Consider the following 20,953-nt stretch of genomic DNA (forward strand, 5'->3'; position numbering starts at 1 on the left):
GGCGTTGAGTCCAATTAAACCGCAGGCTCCTCCGGTTGTGGTGCTCCCCCGCCAATTCCTTTAAGTTTCATCCTTGCGGACGTACTTCCCAGGCGGCTCGCTTATCGTCTTCACTACGGCACATCACGTGCTCATGGCGCGTGACATACCTAGCGAGCATTGTTTACAGCCAGGACTACCCGGGTATCTAATCCGGTTCGAGACCCTGGCTTTCGTCCCTCACTGTCGGGTCCGGTCTCTCAACGTGGTTTCCCCATTGGTGGTCCGTCCAGGATTACAGGATTTCACTCCTACCCCGGACGTACCCGTTGAGTCTCTCGGCCCCAAGCTGTGTAGTTTCCACCGGACGCCGACCAGTTGAGCTGGTCGATTTCCCAATGGACTTACACAGCAAGCTACGGACGCTTTAGGCCCAATAATATCGGCCATCACTTGGACTGCCGGTATTACCGCGGCGGCTGGCACCGGTCTTGCCCAGTCCTTGTTCCTGAACCACCTTACGGTTCAGAAAAGCGAGGGCTATATGCCCTCACACTCGGAGTCCCCCTATCGCACTGTCGTGCAGTGTAAAGGTTTCGCGCCTGCTGCGCCCCGTAGGGCCCGGTATCTTGTCTCAGATACCGTCTCCAGGCTCTTGCTCTCACAACCTGTACCGATTATCGGCATGGTGGGCCGTTACCCCACCATCTACCTAATCGGCCGCAGCCACATCCTACAGCGCCGGAACGTTTCTCACTCTCGGCACTCCAGCATGAGAGTGATATCCGCTATTGGCCTCAGTTTCCCGAGGTTATCGCGGTCTGTAGGGTAGTTTGGCCACGTGTTACTGAGCTATATGCTACGAGTCTAAACTCGTGCAACTAGCATGGCTAAATCGGACTCCGATAGCAATGGCCTCCGGCAGGATCAACCGGAATGTGCTGATATACATCAGCGGCGGAAGTGGTTGCACTCCGTCGGAAGCTAACACACTGGTTCCTACGCCAGTGTTGACTACTGCATGGGTCCGTGGGCTCACATCAGATTCCATCTTGACGGCGGACCGCAGGGGTGGAATCCTCATGGGGTGAGATCTCGCCGACCCCAGAGGGGAAGGCGAGAGTCTCTCGTGGCTCGGCCGACCCAGGTGGCCGTCCGAGCGTGTCGACCCGGGCTCGCTGCCCGGTGCGACCTTCGCATTAGTTCAGAAGACGGGGGAACATATAAATGGATCGTCTCGCACCCGCCCTGTGTAGAACACACACGACGCATACGTAACGTGATGGCGTGACACGCATAACCACTATACAGCGCAGGGATGTCGGCAAGCCAACGGGTATTCGTATACGGTTTCTGTCATACGGCTGGTCGGCAAAGACCCGCTCAGCCATTATATATCAATAGATAGCGGTACTAACCCACCGGTTTACGCGCGTCGTGTACCGAGCGCTACAGTGGGACTACGGTCGCGCTGCTAATTCTGTCAGAACCGGATTCAGGGTAGGTCAGGTCGCGCCGGAGAACTGTCTCGAAGGTCTCGGAAACCAGGACGCGGGTACAGTGGTAAAATTAGGCGGTCAGCGAATCGATGTGGCCTTCGGAACGGAGCTGGTCGGCGTCCTGCCCCTTGTAGCGCCATTCGATGTTGGCCTTCTCGTCCTGCCAGTCCCACGGCTCGGCGAGAACGATGTCGTCCTCGTTAATCCAGGTCCGGAACTTCATCCGGCCCGGAATCCGGCCGAGTCGGGTTTCGCCGTCCTCACAGCGAATGCGGACGTGGTTCCCGCCAAGGTGCTCTGTTACCACTGCAAACATCTCGTCGTTTGTAGGCATGCGGAGATTCCGCCGCCCTGAATCGTCGCTCACAGCATAAATACGGTCGCCTCCCGTATAAGTCGTTTGAGAGGCGAGATAGCGTGTACCATGCAGTCGGCCGAGCAATCGCGCCGGAGCAAGGACTTTGATGCTGTCCCCGTTCTGGTCGGAGAGCCGGTCGCTACTGGAAGAGATGAGACGGAAAAACGACTGACGACGGTGCGGTCGGCTCAGTCGGCAGTCAGCGCCTGTGGCTCGTCGGCTTCCTCTGCCATCGCATCGGTCAGCCCGGAAGCGAGGGCGAACACCGCTTCCTTGTGGTCCGTCTTCGATTTGTGGATCGATGTCGGTTTGACACCCAGGTCGGCGTACAGATCGTGCTCGACGCTTGTGTCCGCTTCGTGCTCGTAGTGGTTCTGTACTTGTGCGAGAAGACTGTGAAGGTGAATGAGTTCTTGCTTCTTCATTAGTATCCAATCGTATGGATTGGAGGGTAATAGTACTACCTTGCCAACGACTCACACGTAGCTACCGTTCGGATACGGGACTTGCCGATTTCAGATACCGGTATCGAGTCGTATGCCGACGTATAATCGCCTGTATGCCGGATTCCGGATATCGTCGTGATATTCTGTCCGAGTGTTCCGATATCAGACATGTATAAATGATCGATATCATGACAGATTTGAATTACTACCGCTGGACCGGAATCGAGGGGCTATTGACCTGCGAATCCCTCTCAATCATGAAAAACCACGACATTGTATTAGTTTTCGAACACTTCATACCTGTTGAGCACGTACCTCTGTCCGTAATGAACTGGAAGCACCCACGAGACGAGACTGCAGCTATGGCGAAACAAGAAGAAGCAAACAGCGGAACACGATGGTCGTTCATCGCCGCACTGACGGCTGCTGCGTAACGACTTTCTCACCGCTCAGTACTGACCCGATAGCGGCAGCGCTGTTCACTACAGACGTGACACGCTAAGTGATAGTGCGAACGTCGACTGTCGTATTGTGGACGACAGCACGGCTAATACCGGTGCACTGGAAGGTGTGGGGTTCCGAGTGGCTCGACCAGTCCGACAGTTTTTGCTCGAAGAGGCGGTGCCACGCATCCGGATACGCAGTCTCCGAGACGTTGATCGAGACGGTTGTCGCGGATGGTGACCGGCCCGCCTGTGGCGATACGAGCGTCTTGTTCTGAGTAGTGGTCTCTATTGTGACACGGCCCGACGACGCGAACTCCGTCCGCCCGTCGAGCGAAAGCACGGAGAGATACGCGCTGTCAGAACCGCACCGAAGGGTGGGCTTCCGTGAGACGACTAGCCCTTCCCGCTGGACGCGGTACACTGCGCCGCTGGTGTAGACGAGATCCGTTCCGGAATCGGTCTCTCGAATGAACGCGCCGGTCGAGATATTCGTTGTGCGGCCGTCGACAGTCACGTTCAGCGTTGAGGACCGCAGGGAGAGCCCGTGGCCCTGGAGTTTCATACTGGTGGTCCGCCGCGGGGCGTCGCCCCGGATGTGGTCATCCGTGGTCTCCGCGAACCCGATCATCGACGTTTCCGCGACGTCCGTCGTCGCTCCCTGTTGAATGGTATCGAACGCACCGAGCCCACCGAGCGACACCAGCGCAATGCCGGTGATGATGATACTGAACGTGAGTGTAAACGCGAGCAGGTCGGACACGCCGCGGTCGCGACTACAGCGGCCGAACGGGTCGGCTCTCATCCGCGTGTCACCTCCATACAGTCGGCCGTCGCGTTGTACGAGACTGCCAGTGCACCGCTGGGCACGACCGATGGACAGACACTGGTTTCGTTACTGAACTGGACGACAGCATACCGATCCAGTCCCGACGCGTTCACGTACACGCGCGTGCGGGAAGTACCAGGATCGACCTCGACGTTGTACGACTGGTCGGCGATTCGCTCGGGGTATGTCGCTCGGAACGACACCGTTGAATTGAGGGTCGCAGTGTCGAACGCATCCAGACGGACCAGATCCCGTGCGACGCCGTCGCCGACGTTCTCCAGAGCCTCTTCGGTCACTCGTTCACGCTGGGAATCGACCATCTGACTCCCGCCGATGAGGAGCCCGGTCACCAGCAGCGACGTGATCCCGATAGTGAGTGCCTGCGTGACCGCTGGCGAGACGCCGCGGCTGTCGGACAGGAAGCACCCGAGGATCATCCGTCGTCCACCTCCACGCGTACCGTTCGGTTGTAGCTCGCGGATGGCGTGTCGTAGGTCGTGTCGACGGCGGGAACGACGGGATACGGCGCAGTGTCCCCTGAATCGTAGCTCGTGCCTGGGAAGTTACCGATTGCTGCAAAGCGGTAGGTACCGCGTGCGCGGTTCCCCTTCTCAATACTGACCGTGTACGGGGCATCCAACGAATCGGGAAACGGCGTGAAAGTCCCGGACGTTCCACCGACCGAACAAGTTCCATCGAGAAAGTCAATATTGGCGTCCTCGGAGTCGGGGCCGGAACAGACGGTGGTCGGCGGCGAGGACGGGGGATTAACCGTCACCTCCCTGTCGCCTGGCTCTGCCACCTCCACGTTCCATGTACTGCCACTGTCGCCTTCGACAACGACGGTAAACGGCGTCCCCGACCCGGGGATATCGGTCACAGTCAGATTAAATACGACAACGCGGTCCACGCTTCGAGCGAGGTCCCAGTCTACGTTTGACCCCATACCACCGGGCCGATTAAACCGAGATGAGGTCGTTTGGTTCACCTCTGTGCCGAGCGACGCCGACTCGTTCAGCGTCGCGTTCAGATAGGTCCCCTCGCGCGTTCCGACAACGCGGTTGTGCGTCCGCGTATAGTTCTGAAGCGCGCCTTCGTATCGCCCTTCGAATCCGTCGATATCGTCGCCGCGCGTTTCAGCCGCAAGCCGTCCGAGGTCGCGCTCGACGGAGGCTTCGCGGTCAGCCGAGCGTTCGATTGTATCCGCACTCCCGGTGGTCGTGATCCCGTCGGTGACGGCGAGGCTGTGGGCGAACAGGATAGTACTGAACACGACGATAGCGACGGCGATGCCGCCGATCAACAGTAGTTGCCCGCGCTCACTGGCTACCATACGACCAGTCGCACCTCCACGACGTTGTAGACGACAGAGTCGGGCTCCGCATCAGGGGCGAAATACTCGTCAACGGCAGCGAGGGGCGGCCCGGTACCGCTGCAATCGCCGATTCGGGCGGCCATATCGTCGGTCAGCGACACCGTTTCGGTCGCGACGGCTGCGTCGGCCGGCCGTTCAGCGACGTTCTCGCCTGCTTCCTGCGAAGCGAGCGCGGTTTGGCGCGTGTCCGAATCCGGGTCCCAGTAGCTCAAGTAGAGATTGTACTGGTCGCCCTGGCGGTCGAAGGACCGATTCAACATCGTCTCGAACTCGGTGGAGCTACCCGTCTGATTGCCGTTGAGTGTCGGCGTCCCGACGCTGTAACACGCCGTCGCGTTGTGCAGCGCACCGGTTTCGGCCGCCAGTGACAGGGTATCACTCGCGCGGGTTTCCAGTGCCGCCGTCCGCTGCTGAGCACCCGTCTGGAACGGGCCGGTGTCGACCGCCGACAGCCCATAGACGGTCGCCGTCACGACGACGATGGCCGCGAGAACACCCTCCAGGGTGTAGGCCTGGCCACGCATCGTTACCACACCCTCACGACGAGCCAACAGACCGGGTCGCACTGGCCGGTTGCGTTGGTCAGTTTCACCACGCGGGAGGTCGACGCAACGTTCGTCCGCCCCTCGGCCGACGGCCCCCAGGCGAGCGTCCTGTCGTGGTCGTCGACTGCCGGGTCCCGTGCCCCCGCGTCGAGCGTCGACGCGTTGACCACCGTTACGTTCACCCGCGGGTTCACGCGTCGCTCCGTGGCAACGAGGAGGCCGGCTTTCTCCTTGAGATCGCGGAGATCGTCTGTGTCCGCGTTGAGGGACGCGTTGATCCCACCGCTCGTGTTGTAGCGAACGTGGTTCCGCGTGCCCTGGACCGAATAGTTCTCGACGAGGTACGTCCCCGCTCGGTCCGCGATTGGTTGATTACGCTGTACGTCCGGGGACTCGTACACGCCGACCGCACTGCCCTGTACGAACGCTAACACCCCGATGACCGTCACGAGCAGGACGCTCACCCCCACGGCGAAGTCCTGCGGTGTTTGTGCTTTCGAATCCATATCCCACACACCCTATTTTCCGTCTGATACGACCGCCGCCGAACCGCGGGTAGTTCGCTATCCCACGGCGATCCACACCACCAGTGCAATCGTCGACAGGACGACGGCGAACTTCACGCCGGCGACAAGTTTTACTTCGCGGATGTAGCCGGCGATAAAGGACGACAGCAGCGCCTGCAGCGTCACCGCGTGGAAGAACAGCATCGACAGCAGTTCCGTGTCGACGCTGCCACCGAACCCGCCGCCGGGCGCGCTCGAACTGCTCGACCCGGAGGCCTGCGTCGCCAGCCCGGCCATCACGTCGAGGAACTGCGTCTTCAGCAGCGCCATCACGCCCAGCAGCGTCAGGTAGGTCATCAGGATGATGACCGTCTGCATCCGCGTCCGAGACTTTCGCTCCCGCTCGATGTCGTCCTGGTTCTCCGAGGCCTGGGCCGCCGTCGAGAGCACGTCCTGGATCTGGCTGGAGGCTTCCTGTGCCTCCGCGATGAGCTTGACCGTCCGCGCCAGCCGCGGGACGTGGTACTTGTTGTTGAACTCCCGGAGCGCGTCTTTCAGGCTCGTCCCGTAGTTGACCTTCGCGTGGATGGTCTCGAACTCCTCGGAGAGCTTTCCGGAGGACGTCTCGGAGACCACCTTGACCGACTCCAGCAGCGTCATGCCGGTGTCGTTGGCCGACGCGAGCTTCCGTAGGTTCTCCGAGAGCTTCCCGATGATCGCCTTCCGCGAGCGCTGATTCCACTCGTAGAAGACCATCAGCGGGACGAAGTTGATGTACATCGGGACGTACACCCAGAAGAACGTCGAGCGGACCGGGACGGCAATCATCCCGTCCAGCGACAGCGGGGCCCACCCGATGACAATGGCCGCGACGATGGCGAGAATCGACAGCGGGACCGTCAGCCACAGCACCAACAGCGGATGGTCACGGAAGAACAGGTCAGGCCGTTTGAGGATCGCGAGGAGTTCGTGGGTTCCCTCCCGGCTCTTGATCCGGTCGAAGACGCTGTAGGTCCCCGTGTAGCTCTCGATGAGCCCGAGGTTGAACACGCCGACACCCTCGTCGACGACGAGTTCCTTCTCGCCGGGGCTGGAACGCAGGTAGCCGTCCCCGATAGAGTCCTGGGTGACAGTCGAGACGAGGACGAGAAAGCCCAGGCCGGTCAGGGGAATCAGCCCGTAGACGGTGCCGTAGATGAGCGACTTCTGGGCGTTGCCCATCATCGACATGATGACAAGAATGATGATGAGCAGCAGCGGGAACAGCGAGAGCGTCATGTACATCTCGCCGAACAGCTCCAGCGTCTCCAGCATCTTCTCCTGTTCCTGCCGGGCGGTCCGCATGTGCTTTTCCTTCTGGTCTTCGAGGAAGGAGGTCATGTCGCCGCCGGAGTTGATGATAGAGAGCATGTCCGTCAGGAACTGCGATAGTTCGTCCGACGGCGTCTGCAGCGCCTGGTTGCGGACGGCGGTCCGGTAGTCGGTATCGAAATACTCCGTCTCCAGCACGATTGACTGGAACTCCTTTGCGACCTCGCCGTACGTGTCTTCGGCCTTCCCCATCGACTGCAGAATTTCGAGTTGGTTGAGCCCACCCACGGACAGCGCGTACATAAACGAGATAGAGTCCGACAACAGAACGTTGATTTCGCGCTCGCGCGCGCTCGCACGGAAATACGGGATCGAGACCAGCGAGCCGAACCCGATACCGAACCCGATGGCACCGAAGACGATGCCGGTCACGATGACGAGGAAGGGCAGTTTCAGCACGGCCAGAACCGCCGAGACGTTCTCCGACACCGGAATCCCGATGAGCGTCGGCGCTTCCCCGCCCGAAAACAGCAACTGGACCAGGAGATAGCCGAGGAACGTGCCGACGAGCCACAGCGCCAGCCCGGCGATGACGCCCACCGCGAGCGCGCGTGCGAGGAACATCTCCACGTTGTCGGCCATCCGGGCCTCCGCGAGTTTGTTCTCGACGCTGTTGACGAAGTCGCCCTCGTCGTCGAACACCATCTGGTACGCCGGGTAGAACGTGTCACCGAGCGCGCCGCCGCTCCCAACCTGTTGCTGGCTCGGTGTGTCGAGACTCATTCGCTATCTGCCTCCGCCCCGGCCTTCGGAACGAACTGGCCGAAGTCGATGCTGTCTTCGTCAGCGTTCTCCTCGGAGTCGTCCATCAGCGCCGAGACGATGTCCGGCGTTTCGCGGCTCTTGTACGTGTTGAACAGCGGCTGGGCGTTGTCGAGTACCTGCTTCGTCTCCTCAACCATTTCCGGCGGCGCGTCCGGCCGGGGCACCATCTCCTCCTTTTCGGGGTCGATGTCGATCTTGACTGACTCCATCTCCCGGAGATCCTCGAGCGAGAGTTCGAGCTGGTCGTTGGCGATGAGCGTCAGGATGGTGTCGGGATCGTTGATGAACGCCTGGATGGTCGCCGCGACCTGCGTGTAGGTGTTCAGCCCCTTCTCGATGAGGTACGCGAGGACGACCTTGCGCTTGAACAGCTCCTCGTCGAGTTTCTCCTGGGTCCACCCGCGGTCGAACTTGATCTCCTCCAGCGTGTTGGAGTTCCCCATCTGGATGTACTCGTCCGTCTCGGCGCGCCACTCGTAGACGTCCCGGACGTTGATCTCGTCGTTCTCGGCGGAGTACTCGTTGATTTCGGTCAGTGACTTGTTCCGGCGGACTTTGTTGCCATCGACCCGCGTCTGGGTCTGGATCGACACCAGGTCAAGCGCGGTAAACAGCGTCTTCGAGACGTTGATCGGTTCGGTGGTGAACCGCTTGATGACCTCACCGACGGAGTCGGCGTGGAACGTCGTGTACGTCGTGTGCCCGGTCGACATGACCTGGAACAGCGTCCGACCCTCTTCACCACGGATCTCGCCCATGACGATGTAGTCCGGGCGTTGACGGAGCGCAGCCTCAAGCAGGTCGAACTCGTCGACGTCGCCCTTGTCGTCCTCGCCGAACGATGGGCGCGTGACGCTCGCCACCCAGTTCCGCTGGGGGAGTTCGACCTCCCGCGTGTCCTCGATAGAGACGATCTTGGAGTTCGAGGGGATGAACAGCGAGACGGCGTTCAGCGAGGTCGTCTTCCCGGACGCGGTACCGCCGGCGAAGATGAGGCTCTTGTTGTTCTCGATACAGAGCCAGAGGAACGCCATCTCGTCCAGCGAGAACGTGTTCCAGTTGATGAGGTCTATCGGCGTGAACGGCACGTCCTTGAACTGCCGGATAGTGTAGTTGGTCCCGTGGTCCGAGACTTCGCGCCCCAGCGTCAACTGGGCACGCGAGCCGTCGGGCAGCGTCGCGTCGACCTGGGGCTGGCGCTTCGAGATGCCCTTCCCCGAGCGCTGGGCGAGTTTCACGACGAAGTCGTCGAGTTCGCCTTCACCGTGTTCGACGTTCGAGATGATCTGCTCGTAGTCGGTGTGATAGACGAACACCCGGGAGTTGTACCCGTCACAGGAGATGTCCTCCACGTTGATGTCGTGTTTGACGCCGTCGATGCGGGCGTAGCCGACGAAGTCCCGCTTGAGCATGTACAGCAGCTTCTCGACCTGGTACTCGTTTAGCTTCGGGTCGTCTTCTTCGAGGATAGCCGGCTCCGGACGCGTCGAGATGCCTGAAAGCTGTCCCGTGGTTTCGCTTTCTGCTTCCCCGTCCATCCCGAACAGCTCCTTGACCTGCCCGAGAACGCTTTCTTCGGTGCTACCGGAAACTGAGCCATTGTAGAGGTCGTACCGCGAAAGGAGCTGTTCGGCTTCCCGCTGGATGACCTGCGCACGGTCGGCGTCGGTCCCCTGGACGATGACGTCGTCCTCGGAGTACTTGATCGCGGTTTTGAGCTTGCCCGAGAGGAACTCCCGAAGGTCGATCTCGATGTCGGTGAGATACGGTTCGATGACGTAGTACTTCTTCTCGTTTTCCTTCCGTGAGTGGAAGATGATGACGCAGGCGTAGGGCTTGTTGACCCAGTACCGCTCTAGTTCCTTGAAGTGGGACTTCTTCGACAGCGGAACGGCCTTTTCCAGGTCGTAGCGGTTGACGACGGTCGTGTGGCCCTCCCGCGTCGAGAAAAATTCGTCCTCGTCTAGCTCCGGATTCACGTCGACGGTGTTTTCCTCGACGTACTCGTGGAGTTCACTCGCGATGTCTTCGGCCGCAGACAGTTTGTTGTCCGTGTATTCGGGATCGAAATTCAGATACTCGCTTGCGTCAAAAGGGATAACGTCGCCGTCACTGTTCCGTGGGAGGCTGCCGTCCTCGTAATAGTGCTCCTGTTTGAAATGCTCCCACGTGTAGATGTCCTTCGCGACTGGCGTCGTGGTCGGATCGAGGTACTCCTCGAACGGCGCTTGCAGCGTTTTGCCGGCACTCGCCGCGTCTTCGAGTCGTTGGCTGAGTTCCCGTGGCTCGAAGCCGAGGTACGCGCTCCGGTCGAACCGCCCCCCATCGTGTACCTCCCGGCGGAGATCGTCCCACGTGTACTCGCCGACCCGTACAGGCTCGTCAGCCAGTTGCCCCCCACTGTTAACCCGATCTGACTCACCTCCCCCGGTATCATCGATAGCCATTGTTATTCATCTCCCGTTAGGTGGGAAAAAACTTTACCCCCACCAACTGTTACTGAAAAAGAAGTTCCGGCTGTTCGTATCACGGTCTCCTTACCGTAGTAAGTCGACCATACTGAATGTTTCGCCGGTTTTAATTATCAGTCAAGGAATGACTCGATCCGGGCCATCGCCTCTTTGAGGTCGTCGAGTCCAGTCGCGTACGACACCCGCAGGTGGCCTGACCCGCCCTCCCCGAAGGCGGTTCCGGGCACGACCGCGACCCGCTTTTCCTGGAGGAGGCTTTCGGCGAACTCGCCGGCATCGTCCCAGGGACATTCCGGGAACGCGTAGAACGCCCCGGCCGCCGGGAAGCAGTCAAGGCCCATCTCTTCGAAGCGGGTGAGGACGTACTTCCGCCTGCGGTCGTACTGGGCAGCCATATCAGTGACCTCGTCGCGGCAGTTGTCGAGGGCCTCGATAGCGGCATGCTGGGCCGTCGTCGGGGCCGAAAGCATCGAGTACTGATGAATACGGTTCATCGCCTCGATGGCCTCCGGCGGGGCCATCGCGTACCCCAATCTGAACCCCGTCATCGCGAACGCCTTGGAAAAGCCGTTGAACACGACGGTCCGCTCACGCATCCCGGGGAGGGTGGCGATAGACGTGTGGTCGTGTTCGTACGTGAGGTCGGCGTAGATTTCATCGGCGAATACGAGGAGGTCGTTTTCCCGACAGAAGGCCGCGACAGACGCCATCTCCTCTGCCGTCATCGTCGCCCCGGTCGGATTGTTCGGGTAGCAGTACACGAGGGCGTCGGCCTCGGCCGCGCCGGACGATTCCAGCACCTCTCGGGTGAGTTTGAACTCGTCTTCCGCGCGCGTCGGAACGTCGATAACGTCGATGCCGGCGAACGTCGCACCGGGGACGTACGAGACGTAGCAGGGCTGGGCGATAGCGATGGAATCGCCGGGGTTCAGCAGCGCTCGAAAGGCGAGGTCGAGTCCCTCACTCGCGCCCGCGGTGACGAGGATTTCCTCGTCGGGATCGTACTGCAGGCTGTGCGTCGCCGCCTCGTAGTCCGCGATGCGTTCGCGGAGTTCCCGTTTCCCGCGGTTGGCGGTGTACGAGGTCTGGCCTCGTTCGAGCGACGCAATGGCGGCTTCGCGGGCCGCCCACGGAGCCGAGAAATCCGGCTCACCGACGCCGAGCGAGATGATGTCGTCCATCTCTTCAGCCAGTTCGAAGAACCGCCGGATGCCCGAGGGCGGCACGCTGTCGACCCTGTCTGCGGCTTCGAACGTCATGGTGAGACGGACAGCCGGTCGTCGTCGTCGTGGTCGTCGAACTCCATCCCCTGCTCCTTGTACGACTCCATGATGTAGTGGGTCACCGTCTGCGTGATCTCGGGGATCGGCGCGATCTTGTCGCTGATGAAATGCGAGACTTCGCGCATCGAATCGCCCTCGACCTCGAGGTCGAAGTCGTAATCACCGCTGACGAGGCGCAGCGAGGTCACCTCCGGGAACTTCGCGATCCGGTCGGAGATGTCGTCGTAGCTGGTTTCACGGTCCAGCGTGACGTTGAGTTCGACGGTGGCCCGGACCCGTTCCTCGTCGCTTTCGACCGCGTTCCAGTCGACGACTGCCTGATAGCCGCGGATGATGCCTGCCTCCTCGAACTCGTCGATGGTTTCGGCTACCTCGCTCTCGGAGTAATCGGTCAACCGAGCGATGTCCTCGGTCGTGTAGCGAGCGTTCTCCCGCAGCAGGTCGAGTATCTCGCGGCGACTGCTCATACAGTGCCAGCAGAGTGACGCGGACAAAAGCCTTGCTCAATAGTGAGAGAGCGTCCCACTATCGGGCGGAAACACACCAGACAGCTTTAATATCTCTGCGGGGTAGGAATCGATTAATGTTCGAAGAGGGTGGCCAGCGGGCGGGTTCTACTACGGGATGGGCACATATCGCCAACCACGACAAGGCAGCGACAGTTATTGACACGATACTCCGCCTCGATGCGGACGAGACGTACACCAAAACTGCCCTGAGCGAAGCGGCCGGCGTGCCGCTGAAGACGCTGTATCTCGACGGCACGCTCGAAGAGCTAGTGACGGTCGGGTTGCTGGAGAAACATGAAGCGGAGGGGGAAGAGACGCTGTTCTCCGTTGACGACGGGAGCAACGCGTTCGAGGCAGCGAAGGCGTTCGATGCCGCGGCAGCGACGTCCGGCGAAGTGGACGGTTGAGCGGAAAGCGGCCGTCAGCATAGGGCGTCCGTGGACTTTTAGCGGCGACAGTCGTAGTAGGAGACGATGGTTTCAATCGATTCGGAGTCCGACGTGCTCGGACGTGGGGACGAAGCACCGACGTTCGAACTACCGGGAGCGGATGGGACGACGTACACACTGTCGGATTTCGAGGACAGGGACGCACTACTGGTCGTATTTACGTGCAACCACTGTCCGTACGCGAAAGCGAAGGTGGACGAGCTAAACCGCCTGGCGACGACGTACGACGACCTCGCCGTCGTTGGCATCAACGCCAACGACCCCGAGGAGTATCCCGACGACTCCTTCGAGCGGATGCAGGAACTCGTCGAGCGCGGGGAGATACAGTACGACGCGTACCTGTTCGACGAGTCCCAGGAGGTCGCAGCCGCCTACGGCGCCCGATGTACCCCCGATCCGTTCCTCTTCCGAAACGACGGCGGGAGATTCAAACTGGCGTATCACGGCCGCCTCGACGACGCGCCGAACCCCGACGACGAACCCAGCGAACGGGAGATGGCCGGACACGTCGAGACGTTGCTTGGCGGTGACCAGATCACGGCCGCAGAGAAACCGTCCCGAGGCTGTTCGATAAAGTGGAAACCCGGCAACGAACCGGCATACTGGGACGCCTGATTCCGACGGGCGGGTGAGCGGGTTGGGTTTCAGGCAGAGGGCGTGGCTAACAGTAGAGTACCGTCGAGCCGGACAAAGCGGATATCTCTGTCGGTGAGATTTCCCTAGCTACGAATACTTTTATGCGGTGGTGAGCCATCCGTCAACATGGATCATGAAAAAGCTCATCAACGACGCGGAGACGGTCGTCGACGAGATGCTCGACGGGATGGTCGCAGCGTACCCGGACAGCGTTCGTCGACTGCCCGACACGCAGGTGCTGGTCCGGGACGACGCGCCAGTCGACGACAAGGTCGCGGTCGTCAGCGGCGGGGGTAGCGGCCACGAACCGACACACGCCGGCTATCTCGGCGAGGGGATGCTGGACGGCGCAGCGGCGGGGGAAGTGTTCACCTCCCCGACGGCCGACGAACTCGAAGCGATGATCGACGCCTGCGACAGCGGCGCAGGCGTCCTGCTGGTCATCAAGAACTACGAGGGCGACGTGATGAACTTCGAGACGGCCGGGGAGATGGTCGAAATGGAGGGGACGGAGGTAGCCGAGGTCGTGGTCAACGACGACGTCGCCGTCGAGGACTCGCTGTACACGAGTGGTCGCCGCGGCGTCTGCGGAACGATTCTCGTCCACAAAGCGGCCGGCGCGAAGGCCGCCGAGGGGGCAAGTCTCGACGAGGTCCAGCGCGTCGCACAGAAGGTCGTCGACAACGTCGGGACGATGGGCATGGCCCTCACCTCCTGTGTCACTCCCGAAAAGGGCGAGCCGACCTTCGACCTCGGCGAGGACGAGATCGAACTCGGCATCGGTATCCACGGCGAGCCGGGCGTCGAACGGACGGAGACGATGACCGCCGACGAGATTACCGACGAACTCACGGAGGCCGTCCTTGCGGACCTCGACCTTGACGCCGGACAGGAGGTCGTCACCATCGTCAACGGGATGGGCGGGACGCCACAGATGGAGCTGTTCGTCGTCAACCGCCGCCTGCAGGAACTCCTCGGTGAGCGGGACATCGAGACGTGGGACGCGTGGGTGGGGGACTACATGACCTCGCTTGATATGGCGGGCTGCTCGATCACGGTCTGTGCGGTCGACGATGAGCTGAAATCGCTGCTGGACGCACCGGCAGAGACGCCGGCCATGACGGTCCGATGAGCGCGCCCAACGACGAGGGGGCCGCCGCTGTTGCGGCCGTCGAGAACGTCGCAGCCAGGATCGAAGCCGAGCGCGAGCACCTCACCGACCTCGACTCCGCAATCGGCGACGCCGACCACGGCGGCAACATGGCCCGCGGGTGGCAGGCGGCGGCCGAGGCGGTTGCGGACCTCGAGGACCCGGACGTCGAGACGGTCGTCAAGACCGCCGGCAAGACCCTGCTGTCGGAGGTCGGCGGGGCGTCGGGGCCGCTGTACGGCGGCTCGCTCGTGTTCGCCAGCGCGCAGCTAGACGGCGGACTCACCGCTGAATCCGCCGTCGCCTTCGCGGAGACGTACTTAGAGAAGGTTCAGGACCGCGGTGATGCCAGCGTCGGGGACAAGACGATGGTCGACGCGCTCGTTCCGGCGGTCCACACGTTCAAGAAGTCCGTCGAGACGGACGACCTGCCGCCGCTTGAAGCTCTCGCGAAAGCCGTCGCGGCGGCGGAGCGAGGAGTAGAATTCACCGTCCCCATCCGGGCCGCGAAGGGCCGGGCGTCGTATCTCGGGTGGCGGTCGGTCGGCCACCAGGATCCGGGGGCGACGAGTACGCTGTACATCATGGAGGAACTGCTGGCGACGGCCGCGGATCACCTCGACAGGGAGGTCCCGTCAGCCGACGCCAGCTCCCCGACGATTCCCGACGCGGAGGCGACCGAAGAGTAATGGTAGGACTCGTCGTCGTTTCTCACAGTCACACTGCTGCTCAGGGAATCGCCGAGATTGCCGCGGAGATGGCGGGGGAAACGAACATCGAACCGGTCGGTGGCGACGGCGACGGTGGCATCGGGACGGTCTCCGACGACATCGAAGCAGCACTCGCCGCCGCTGACGACGGCGACGGTGTCGTCGTCCTCGTCGATCTCGGCAGCGCCGTCATGAACACGGATGTCGCCATCGAGCTAAGCGACATCGAGGCCGTGATAGCTGATGCCCCCATTCTGGAGGGAGCCGTCAACGCTGCGGTGGCCGCAACCAGCCCGGACGCCACGCGCAGTTCCGTTCGGGATCAGGCCGAAGCAGCCCGGGATGTAGACAAGCTCTGAACGAAGTACGTGTTTGCCGGGGGAGAATAAACGGGCAGTCACCGACGAACGGCTGCCCGAAACGCCATACTGGAAACTCAGGCCACGAATCCAGTCAGATCTCGTCCAGCGATCCGTACCCGCTCCAACACTCGCAGTCGAGGTCGTCGATAGACGTCACCTCGTCCGGAAGCGAACTTATCGGCATCCCGTCCTCGAACTCATTACACTCTTCGATGTGGATAGAAAAGTCGCTACTCGACATGATAGGCATAGGCCGGGATACGGCGTAGCGTCGCAAAAATCCTCGGAATCGAGACGAACCGACGTGTACGCAGAGACCGGCTGCACAGTGGGAGGACGTCCAGATAATGACAGATGGGCTACCGTTGTTGCGTGGATCGTACTAGTTACCGAGGTAACTCTTATTTGTTGATGCCTTTATGGTTCCTGATACGATACAGTACGCAATGAACTCCGGCAGTGGGACAGTGGACCAGCCGCTCGACGAGGCTACGTCCGTATTGGTGTTGGCACGCGATTCGAGCGACGCTGAACGGGAAGGGTGTGCCGGGTTCCTGACCGAACAGGAGGTCGGCAAATCGAAGGCGATCTGTGTCACAGTGTCCGAATCCCCCGACTCCCGCCTCTCGCTGTGGCAACAGCACCTCGACGACGAGATGCCCGAAGAGGCGATCATCGTCGATGCCGGCAGCGAGTTACCGGCCGACTCACAGGCGGCAGCGTCGGGCGCGTTTCCCTCATTGACGCTCGATACCCTTCCCGCGGCGGTGGAGCCGATAGACATCGGAGTGACCGTCTCCCGCCATCTCGGCCGACTGGAACCGGCAGACGCGCCGCTGCTTCTGTGCCTGCATTCGCTGACTGGACTGCTTGAGTCCTGGGAACGTGACCGTGTCATCGCGCTGGTGACCGCGTTGAACCGACAGTGTGCGGAGATGGGCGTCTCGAGCCACCATCACCTGGACCCGGAGGCGCATACGGAGGAGACGGTGGAGATGTTCCGGCCGCTGTATGACGTGGTGTACGAGTACCTCCCGGACCACGGGTGGACCGTCACGGCGTCGAAGGACGCACAGGAGGCCCCGACGTTCCGGGACACCATCACCCCACCCGGTGGCGTGAAGAAGGGCGATCCGGAGGAACCCGAGACGATTCCGATTCCCTACTCGTTTGACCAGGTTCTGGAGCTGATTTCAGCCCCGCGGCGGCGCAGTCTCCTGTATCACCTGAAGGACCGGTCGGAAGCCGAGGTCCCGCTGGACGACCTCGTCGACCGCGTCTACGAACGCGAAAAGGCCATCCCGGCCAGGGCGACGCCCAAATCACGCGACGAAGTCGGCGTGTCGCTGGCACACAATCACCTCCCGCGGCTGGACGACCTCGGGATTCTCTCATACGAGACAGCGGGGAACACCGTCGAGTACTACCCCAATCCCGCTTTGGAGTCAGTCATCCAGTACGTCGAACGCCTCGAACTCGGCTAATTCCGGTCCCGACCCACTCATTTATGTCACCGCTCCCGGCATAGACTGGCATGGACGAAATCCCGCTCCCGGAGGTCACAGAGCAGTTCGCCCGTACACTCGCGCCGGCCAGCGATCCGGTCATCGAGGAGATGGACGCCAAAGCCGACCGGGAGGGGTTCCCGACGGTCGGCCCCGCAGTCGGCGGCTGGCTTCGCCTCGTCGCCCGGATGGTCGACGCTGACCGTGTTTTCGAGTTCGGCTCAGGGTTCGGCTACTCGGCGTACTGGATGGCCCCCGCCGTCCCCGAAGACGGGCAGATCGTCTTGACGGAGGTCGACGCCGACGAACTGGACGAGGCCCGCGAGTTCCTCGGCCGCGGCAGGTTCGCCGACCGGGCCGCATTCGAACACGGCGATGCAATCGAAACCGTCGAGGGCTACGACGGTCCGTTCGACGTAGTGCTCATCGACAACGAGAAACACCGCTACGCGGAGGCCTTCGAAGCTGTCCGGGAGAAAGTACCGGTCGGTGGGGCCGTCGTCGCCGACAACATGATCGAGGCCGGGCCACTGGAGTTCGAGGCGGTCCGTGCGTTGCTGGCTGGCGATGACATCGACGCCAACGAGGCGAGTCGCGGCATCGCCGCGTATCTCGAACGCGTCGGCGAGGACCCGGCGTTCGAGACCGGTCTGCTGCCCCTCGGTGAGGGCGTCGCGGTGAGCGTCCGCGTGGAGTGACGAACGCAGGGCGTGACCCCCCGAGCAGCTAAACGACGGCCGCACCCAAACGCTAATGCCATGCGTGTTGATGACTAGCATGACAATGGCGAAAACAGACACCGGCACTGCGTCGACAGAATCGGGCCTCGACGGTGCCGTCATCGAGCGAGTGGCCGAGTGGACGGGCATCGGCGAACAGGAGTTGTGTGATGCGCTGGTCATCCTGCATGCGGACCTCATCGGACGGCACAGCCGGTTCGAGCGGGAGTTCGACTACGTCACCGTCGATGGCACGCGGGCCTATCGCATCTCGGACGAAGTCTGTGATGAACTCCTCTCGGAGTTCGGATTCGAAGACGCTGTCGCGGCTGGCGTCAAACTCGCACACACTGAGCAGGCGAAGCTCCTGTTCGCCAAATCCGTCCGCGGGGACGACAACTTCGACGACGACGAGTGTGGCATCGTTATCGGTATCGACACGGCCGAACAGTTCTGAGCGGGCTCCGATTCTCGCCGACGAAAATGCGGGTGCATAGCTTATGTAGGAGGGCCCACAACTGAGCGGCAACGCTGGTCCTAACGAATGAGTCTGATGATAGATATTCGGAAGCTCGGGTTGTTCAATCAGATGGCTAAAGAGGGCGGGAACACCGTTGCGAACCACCTCAGCCAGATGACGGGGATGGAGACGGAGATGGAGATCACGAAGATCAACTTCATCGATATCCCGGATATCAAAACACACGTCGGCGACGAGAAGCAGATCGGTATCAGTATCGAAATGGTCGAAAAGCCCCACGGGCATATCCTGTTCCTGTTCAACGCCGCCAGCGCGAAGGACCTCGCCACCGGGATGATCGGCGATATGGGTGAGACAGATCCCAACGCCAGCGGCTTCACCGACATGGAGCGGTCGGCGATCCAGGAGATCGGCAACATCATGACCAGCGGCTTCATCGACGGGTGGGCGAACGTCCTGGATACGACCATCGACATCTCGACGCCCAGCTTCACGTTCGGGCCCGGGAGCGGGATGGTGGACCAGCTCGTCGGCGACCGGGACAACGAGATGGCGCTGATGTTCGACTCCCGCGTCCACGCGCTCGAGTCCGACATCAACGTGAAAGTGTACACGTTTCCGGAACTGGAAGAACTGGTCGATCTGATGCAAGAGATCGAAGTGTAAGCGGCCCTGAGCGAGCCGCGTGGCAGACGCTTCGGATGAACTCCTTTTCCTTCATAAAAGATTTAGCAGTGTTTCTTGTACCGTGGGCCCTTGCATCGTGATATGCCAGGAGGAAGCCCGCAAACCCTGCGACCGTTCCTGTGGCGTGCAGAGACACTGTATCCCGACACAGAAGTGGTCTCTCGGACCCACGAGGGTATCGTTCGTCACGATTACGCCGAGTACGCCGAGCGGACGGCGCAGTTAGCGAACGCGCTCGAGGACGCCGGCTACGGCGACGGCGAGCGGCTCGGGACGTTCTGCTGGAACCACAGCCGCCACTTCGAGACGTACTTCGGGGTCCCGGGTATCGGTGCGCAGTTGCATACGATCAATCCGCTCCTGCCAGACGAACACATCCAGTACATCGTCGACAACGCACAGGACCAGGTCATCTTCGTCGACGAATCGCTCCTGCCGAAACTCGAAGGAGCCGCCGCCGACGACCCGGACTCCTTCGAATCGGTCGAGCAGTTCATCGTGATGAGCGAATCCGTGCCCGAAACTGACCTCGACGCAATTGCGTACGAATCGTTCATCGCCGACCAGCCGACGGAGTACGACTGGCCCGAACTGGCGGAGGACCGCCCGGCAGGCCTCTGTTACACCTCCGGTACGACCGGACGGCCGAAAGGCGTCGAATACACCCAACAGATGCTGTGGAGCCACACGATGGCGATTCAGTCGCCACAGGGGATTCCGCTCGACGACGACGACGTGATGATGCCGGTCGTCCCGATGTTCCACGTCAACGCGTGGGGACTTCCGTTTTCAGCGACTGCAGGCGGGGCCAAGCACGTCTACCCCGGCCCGCAGCCCGAGCCGGCCGACCTCGCGAAGCTCATCGAAGAGGAGAACGTCACCGTCACCGCCGGCGTCCCGACCGTCTGGCTGGGGCTGATGGAGTACATCAAGGAAAACGACGTCGACCTCTCCTCGCTTGACCGGCTCATTGTCGGCGGAAGCGCCGCTCCGGAGGCGATGATCCGGTTCTTCGACGACCACGACGTGGAACTCGTCCACGCCTGGGGAATGACCGAGACGGCCCCGGTGGGTGCGGTGGCGTCCCTGCGGAGCGACCTGCAGGACGCCGACTACCAGACGCAACTGGACAAGCGCTCGAAACAGGGGCTCATCACGCCCGGGCTGGAGTTCCGCGTCATCGACGACAACGGCAACGAGGTGCCGCACAACGGCGAGGACTTCGGCGAACTACACATCCGCGGGCCGTGGGTGACGACGGAGTACTTCAAGCGACCGGAAGCGAACGAACAGGAGTTCGAGGACGGCTACCTGAAGACCGGCGACGTGGTATCCGTCGACGAGGACGGCTACATCAAGATCGTCGACCGGGCGAAAGACGTCATCAAGAGCGGCGGGGAGTGGATCTCCTCGCTCGAACTTGAGAACGAACTGATCGCCCACGACGACGTGAACGAAGCGGCGGTCATCGGCGTCCCCCACGAGCGCTGGCAGGAGCGGCCGCTCGCGATGATCGTTCCGACGGCCGACGCCGACGAGGACACCCTCGCTGAAGAGCTCCGGGAGCACATTCTCGACTCCTATCCCAAATGGTGGGTGCCGGACAACTTCATCACAATCGACGAGGTCCCGAAGACGGCGACCGGGAAGTTCGACAAGAAAGCGCTCCGTGACGAGTACGCCGACGAGTCGCTGGTCGAGGGCCGTGTCCCCGACGACGCCGCACCGGATTGACATCCTCCCCGCGCTAAAGCGCGAGGATTCCCCGAAGGGGATATTCAGGTTGCGCGTTTCCTCAGTTCTCAAGGACGCTTTCGCGTGGAACGTCAGCGGGAGCCGTCCAGTTGTGACCAAGGACGTGCGTTACAGTGCGTA

The 20,953-nt window shown here is 61.6% G+C and carries 23 protein-coding genes and 1 rRNA gene; 11 read left to right on the forward strand and 13 right to left on the reverse strand.

Annotated features, from left to right (window positions below; translation table 11 throughout):
• The 3 genes from ACY9XZ_RS21060 to ACY9XZ_RS21070 form a co-directional block, all read right to left on the reverse strand.
• A 16S ribosomal RNA gene (locus tag ACY9XZ_RS21060) occupies nt 1–917 on the reverse strand; the annotation flags it as partial.
• A gap of 631 nt (nt 918–1,548) precedes the next feature.
• On the reverse strand, nt 1,549–1,845 hold the full coding sequence (locus ACY9XZ_RS21065) for a translation initiation factor eIF-1A (RefSeq protein ID WP_049909223.1): 297 nt from the start codon (nt 1,843–1,845) through the stop codon (nt 1,549–1,551).
• 179 nt (nt 1,846–2,024) lie between these two features.
• Nucleotides 2,025–2,261, reverse strand: coding sequence for a UPF0058 family protein (locus tag ACY9XZ_RS21070; protein ID WP_424328898.1), 237 nt, complete (start codon nt 2,259–2,261; stop codon nt 2,025–2,027).
• Nucleotides 2,262–2,470: 209 nt separating this feature from the next.
• Here ACY9XZ_RS21070 and ACY9XZ_RS21075 point away from each other — a divergent pair, with 209 nt between their 5' ends.
• Nucleotides 2,471–2,716, forward strand: coding sequence for a hypothetical protein (locus tag ACY9XZ_RS21075; RefSeq protein ID WP_463458883.1), 246 nt, complete (start codon nt 2,471–2,473; stop codon nt 2,714–2,716).
• A gap of 64 nt (nt 2,717–2,780) precedes the next feature.
• Here the strand turns inward: ACY9XZ_RS21075 and ACY9XZ_RS21080 are convergent, their stop codons facing one another.
• The 9 genes from ACY9XZ_RS21080 to ACY9XZ_RS21120 form a co-directional block, all read right to left on the reverse strand.
• On the reverse strand, nt 2,781–3,530 hold the full coding sequence (locus ACY9XZ_RS21080; protein WP_463458884.1) for a DUF7289 family protein: 750 nt from the start codon (nt 3,528–3,530) through the stop codon (nt 2,781–2,783).
• Complete coding sequence (locus tag ACY9XZ_RS21085) at nt 3,527–3,991, reverse strand: DUF7266 family protein (RefSeq protein ID WP_463458885.1); 465 nt, start codon at nt 3,989–3,991, stop codon at nt 3,527–3,529. Before ACY9XZ_RS21085 ends, ACY9XZ_RS21080 begins: the two co-directional genes overlap by 4 nt.
• Entirely contained in the window at nt 3,988–4,887 is a 900-nt protein-coding gene (locus ACY9XZ_RS21090; RefSeq protein WP_463458886.1) for a hypothetical protein, read from the reverse strand. Before ACY9XZ_RS21090 ends, ACY9XZ_RS21085 begins: the two co-directional genes overlap by 4 nt.
• A complete protein-coding gene (locus ACY9XZ_RS21095; protein ID WP_463458887.1) occupies nt 4,881–5,453 on the reverse strand; it encodes a DUF7288 family protein in 573 nt (190 codons plus the stop codon). Before ACY9XZ_RS21095 ends, ACY9XZ_RS21090 begins: the two co-directional genes overlap by 7 nt.
• Before the next feature lie 2 nt (nt 5,454–5,455).
• Nucleotides 5,456–5,980, reverse strand: a complete 525-nt coding sequence (locus ACY9XZ_RS21100) for a DUF7287 family protein (RefSeq protein WP_463458888.1) — start codon at nt 5,978–5,980, stop codon at nt 5,456–5,458.
• A gap of 57 nt (nt 5,981–6,037) precedes the next feature.
• Entirely contained in the window at nt 6,038–8,074 is a 2,037-nt protein-coding gene (locus ACY9XZ_RS21105) for a type II secretion system F family protein (protein ID WP_463458889.1), read from the reverse strand.
• Complete coding sequence (locus ACY9XZ_RS21110) at nt 8,071–10,563, reverse strand: type II/IV secretion system ATPase subunit (protein ID WP_463458890.1); 2,493 nt, start codon at nt 10,561–10,563, stop codon at nt 8,071–8,073. The genes ACY9XZ_RS21105 and ACY9XZ_RS21110 overlap by 4 nt, the downstream gene beginning before the upstream one ends.
• Nucleotides 10,564–10,700: 137 nt before the next feature.
• Nucleotides 10,701–11,846, reverse strand: coding sequence for a pyridoxal phosphate-dependent aminotransferase (locus ACY9XZ_RS21115; RefSeq protein WP_463458891.1), 1,146 nt, complete (start codon nt 11,844–11,846; stop codon nt 10,701–10,703).
• Entirely contained in the window at nt 11,843–12,337 is a 495-nt protein-coding gene (locus ACY9XZ_RS21120; protein WP_306707552.1) for an Lrp/AsnC family transcriptional regulator, read from the reverse strand. Before ACY9XZ_RS21120 ends, ACY9XZ_RS21115 begins: the two co-directional genes overlap by 4 nt.
• Nucleotides 12,338–12,453: 116 nt before the next feature.
• On the opposite strand from ACY9XZ_RS21120, the gene ACY9XZ_RS21125 reads away from it, so the two are divergent.
• The 5 genes from ACY9XZ_RS21125 to dhaM all read left to right on the forward strand — a co-directional run bounded on the left by ACY9XZ_RS21125 (nt 12,454) and on the right by dhaM (nt 15,683).
• Nucleotides 12,454–12,786, forward strand: coding sequence for a hypothetical protein (locus tag ACY9XZ_RS21125; RefSeq protein WP_463458892.1), 333 nt, complete (start codon nt 12,454–12,456; stop codon nt 12,784–12,786).
• Between the two features lie 66 nt (nt 12,787–12,852).
• On the forward strand, nt 12,853–13,443 hold the full coding sequence (locus ACY9XZ_RS21130; RefSeq protein WP_463458893.1) for a thioredoxin family protein: 591 nt from the start codon (nt 12,853–12,855) through the stop codon (nt 13,441–13,443).
• A gap of 154 nt (nt 13,444–13,597) precedes the next feature.
• On the forward strand, nt 13,598–14,596 hold the full coding sequence (gene dhaK, locus ACY9XZ_RS21135) for a dihydroxyacetone kinase subunit DhaK (RefSeq protein WP_463458894.1): 999 nt from the start codon (nt 13,598–13,600) through the stop codon (nt 14,594–14,596).
• Nucleotides 14,593–15,303, forward strand: coding sequence for a dihydroxyacetone kinase subunit DhaL (dhaL, locus tag ACY9XZ_RS21140; protein WP_463458895.1), 711 nt, complete (start codon nt 14,593–14,595; stop codon nt 15,301–15,303). The genes dhaK and dhaL overlap by 4 nt, the downstream gene beginning before the upstream one ends.
• Nucleotides 15,303–15,683 carry a dihydroxyacetone kinase phosphoryl donor subunit DhaM gene (gene dhaM / locus ACY9XZ_RS21145; protein ID WP_463458896.1) on the forward strand — a complete coding sequence of 127 codons (381 nt, stop codon included), beginning with the start codon at nt 15,303–15,305 and terminating at the stop codon, nt 15,681–15,683. The genes dhaL and dhaM overlap by 1 nt, the downstream gene beginning before the upstream one ends.
• Nucleotides 15,684–15,777: 94 nt before the next feature.
• Here the strand turns inward: dhaM and ACY9XZ_RS21150 are convergent, their stop codons facing one another.
• Nucleotides 15,778–15,936, reverse strand: a complete 159-nt coding sequence (locus ACY9XZ_RS21150; protein WP_463458897.1) for a hypothetical protein — start codon at nt 15,934–15,936, stop codon at nt 15,778–15,780.
• A 196-nt stretch (nt 15,937–16,132) separates the two neighbouring features.
• Here ACY9XZ_RS21150 and ACY9XZ_RS21155 point away from each other — a divergent pair, with 196 nt between their 5' ends.
• The 5 genes from ACY9XZ_RS21155 (at nt 16,133) to ACY9XZ_RS21175 (ending at nt 20,812) form a co-directional block, all read left to right on the forward strand.
• Nucleotides 16,133–17,170 (forward strand): DUF7504 family protein, encoded by a 1,038-nt coding sequence (locus ACY9XZ_RS21155; RefSeq protein ID WP_463458898.1) that lies wholly within the window; start codon nt 16,133–16,135, stop codon nt 17,168–17,170.
• A gap of 50 nt (nt 17,171–17,220) precedes the next feature.
• Nucleotides 17,221–17,889 (forward strand): O-methyltransferase, encoded by a 669-nt coding sequence (locus ACY9XZ_RS21160; protein WP_463458899.1) that lies wholly within the window; start codon nt 17,221–17,223, stop codon nt 17,887–17,889.
• A gap of 85 nt (nt 17,890–17,974) precedes the next feature.
• Nucleotides 17,975–18,367, forward strand: coding sequence for a hypothetical protein (locus tag ACY9XZ_RS21165; RefSeq protein ID WP_463458900.1), 393 nt, complete (start codon nt 17,975–17,977; stop codon nt 18,365–18,367).
• 87 nt (nt 18,368–18,454) lie between these two features.
• A complete protein-coding gene (locus ACY9XZ_RS21170) occupies nt 18,455–19,057 on the forward strand; it encodes a chemotaxis protein CheC (RefSeq protein WP_463458901.1) in 603 nt (200 codons plus the stop codon).
• Nucleotides 19,058–19,159: 102 nt separating this feature from the next.
• Nucleotides 19,160–20,812, forward strand: a complete 1,653-nt coding sequence (locus ACY9XZ_RS21175; protein ID WP_463458902.1) for a long-chain fatty acid--CoA ligase — start codon at nt 19,160–19,162, stop codon at nt 20,810–20,812.
• The last annotated feature ends 141 nt before the right edge of the window (nt 20,813–20,953 follow it).

The sequence above is a fragment of the Haloarcula sp. HT12 genome (genome assembly GCF_055271655.1).

Excerpts from the sequence above, each read along its gene's own strand:
- ACY9XZ_RS21175 (WP_463458902.1), top strand. The coding sequence starts at position 19,160 with ATGCCAGGAGGAAGCCCGCAAACCCTGCGACCGTTCCTGTGGCGTGCA.
- ACY9XZ_RS21170 (WP_463458901.1), top strand. The coding sequence starts at position 18,455 with ATGAGTCTGATGATAGATATTCGGAAGCTCGGGTTGTTCAATCAGATG.
- ACY9XZ_RS21115 (WP_463458891.1), bottom strand. The coding sequence starts at position 11,846 with ATGACGTTCGAAGCCGCAGACAGGGTCGACAGCGTGCCGCCCTCGGGC.
- dhaM (WP_463458896.1), top strand. The coding sequence starts at position 15,303 with ATGGTAGGACTCGTCGTCGTTTCTCACAGTCACACTGCTGCTCAGGGA.
- ACY9XZ_RS21125 (WP_463458892.1), top strand. The coding sequence starts at position 12,454 with ATGTTCGAAGAGGGTGGCCAGCGGGCGGGTTCTACTACGGGATGGGCA.
- ACY9XZ_RS21090 (WP_463458886.1), bottom strand. The coding sequence starts at position 4,887 with ATGGTAGCCAGTGAGCGCGGGCAACTACTGTTGATCGGCGGCATCGCC.
- ACY9XZ_RS21150 (WP_463458897.1), bottom strand. The coding sequence starts at position 15,936 with ATGCCTATCATGTCGAGTAGCGACTTTTCTATCCACATCGAAGAGTGT.
- ACY9XZ_RS21130 (WP_463458893.1), top strand. The coding sequence starts at position 12,853 with ATGGTTTCAATCGATTCGGAGTCCGACGTGCTCGGACGTGGGGACGAA.
- ACY9XZ_RS21120 (WP_306707552.1), bottom strand. The coding sequence starts at position 12,337 with ATGAGCAGTCGCCGCGAGATACTCGACCTGCTGCGGGAGAACGCTCGC.
- ACY9XZ_RS21165 (WP_463458900.1), top strand. The coding sequence starts at position 17,975 with ATGGCGAAAACAGACACCGGCACTGCGTCGACAGAATCGGGCCTCGAC.
- ACY9XZ_RS21105 (WP_463458889.1), bottom strand. The coding sequence starts at position 8,074 with ATGAGTCTCGACACACCGAGCCAGCAACAGGTTGGGAGCGGCGGCGCG.
- ACY9XZ_RS21080 (WP_463458884.1), bottom strand. The coding sequence starts at position 3,530 with ATGAGAGCCGACCCGTTCGGCCGCTGTAGTCGCGACCGCGGCGTGTCC.
- ACY9XZ_RS21095 (WP_463458887.1), bottom strand. The coding sequence starts at position 5,453 with ATGCGTGGCCAGGCCTACACCCTGGAGGGTGTTCTCGCGGCCATCGTC.
- dhaL (WP_463458895.1), top strand. The coding sequence starts at position 14,593 with ATGAGCGCGCCCAACGACGAGGGGGCCGCCGCTGTTGCGGCCGTCGAG.
- ACY9XZ_RS21085 (WP_463458885.1), bottom strand. The coding sequence starts at position 3,991 with ATGATCCTCGGGTGCTTCCTGTCCGACAGCCGCGGCGTCTCGCCAGCG.
- dhaK (WP_463458894.1), top strand. The coding sequence starts at position 13,598 with ATGAAAAAGCTCATCAACGACGCGGAGACGGTCGTCGACGAGATGCTC.
- ACY9XZ_RS21100 (WP_463458888.1), bottom strand. The coding sequence starts at position 5,980 with ATGGATTCGAAAGCACAAACACCGCAGGACTTCGCCGTGGGGGTGAGC.
- ACY9XZ_RS21070 (WP_424328898.1), bottom strand. The coding sequence starts at position 2,261 with ATGAAGAAGCAAGAACTCATTCACCTTCACAGTCTTCTCGCACAAGTA.
- ACY9XZ_RS21110 (WP_463458890.1), bottom strand. The coding sequence starts at position 10,563 with ATGGCTATCGATGATACCGGGGGAGGTGAGTCAGATCGGGTTAACAGT.
- ACY9XZ_RS21160 (WP_463458899.1), top strand. The coding sequence starts at position 17,221 with ATGGACGAAATCCCGCTCCCGGAGGTCACAGAGCAGTTCGCCCGTACA.
- ACY9XZ_RS21075 (WP_463458883.1), top strand. The coding sequence starts at position 2,471 with ATGACAGATTTGAATTACTACCGCTGGACCGGAATCGAGGGGCTATTG.
- ACY9XZ_RS21155 (WP_463458898.1), top strand. The coding sequence starts at position 16,133 with ATGAACTCCGGCAGTGGGACAGTGGACCAGCCGCTCGACGAGGCTACG.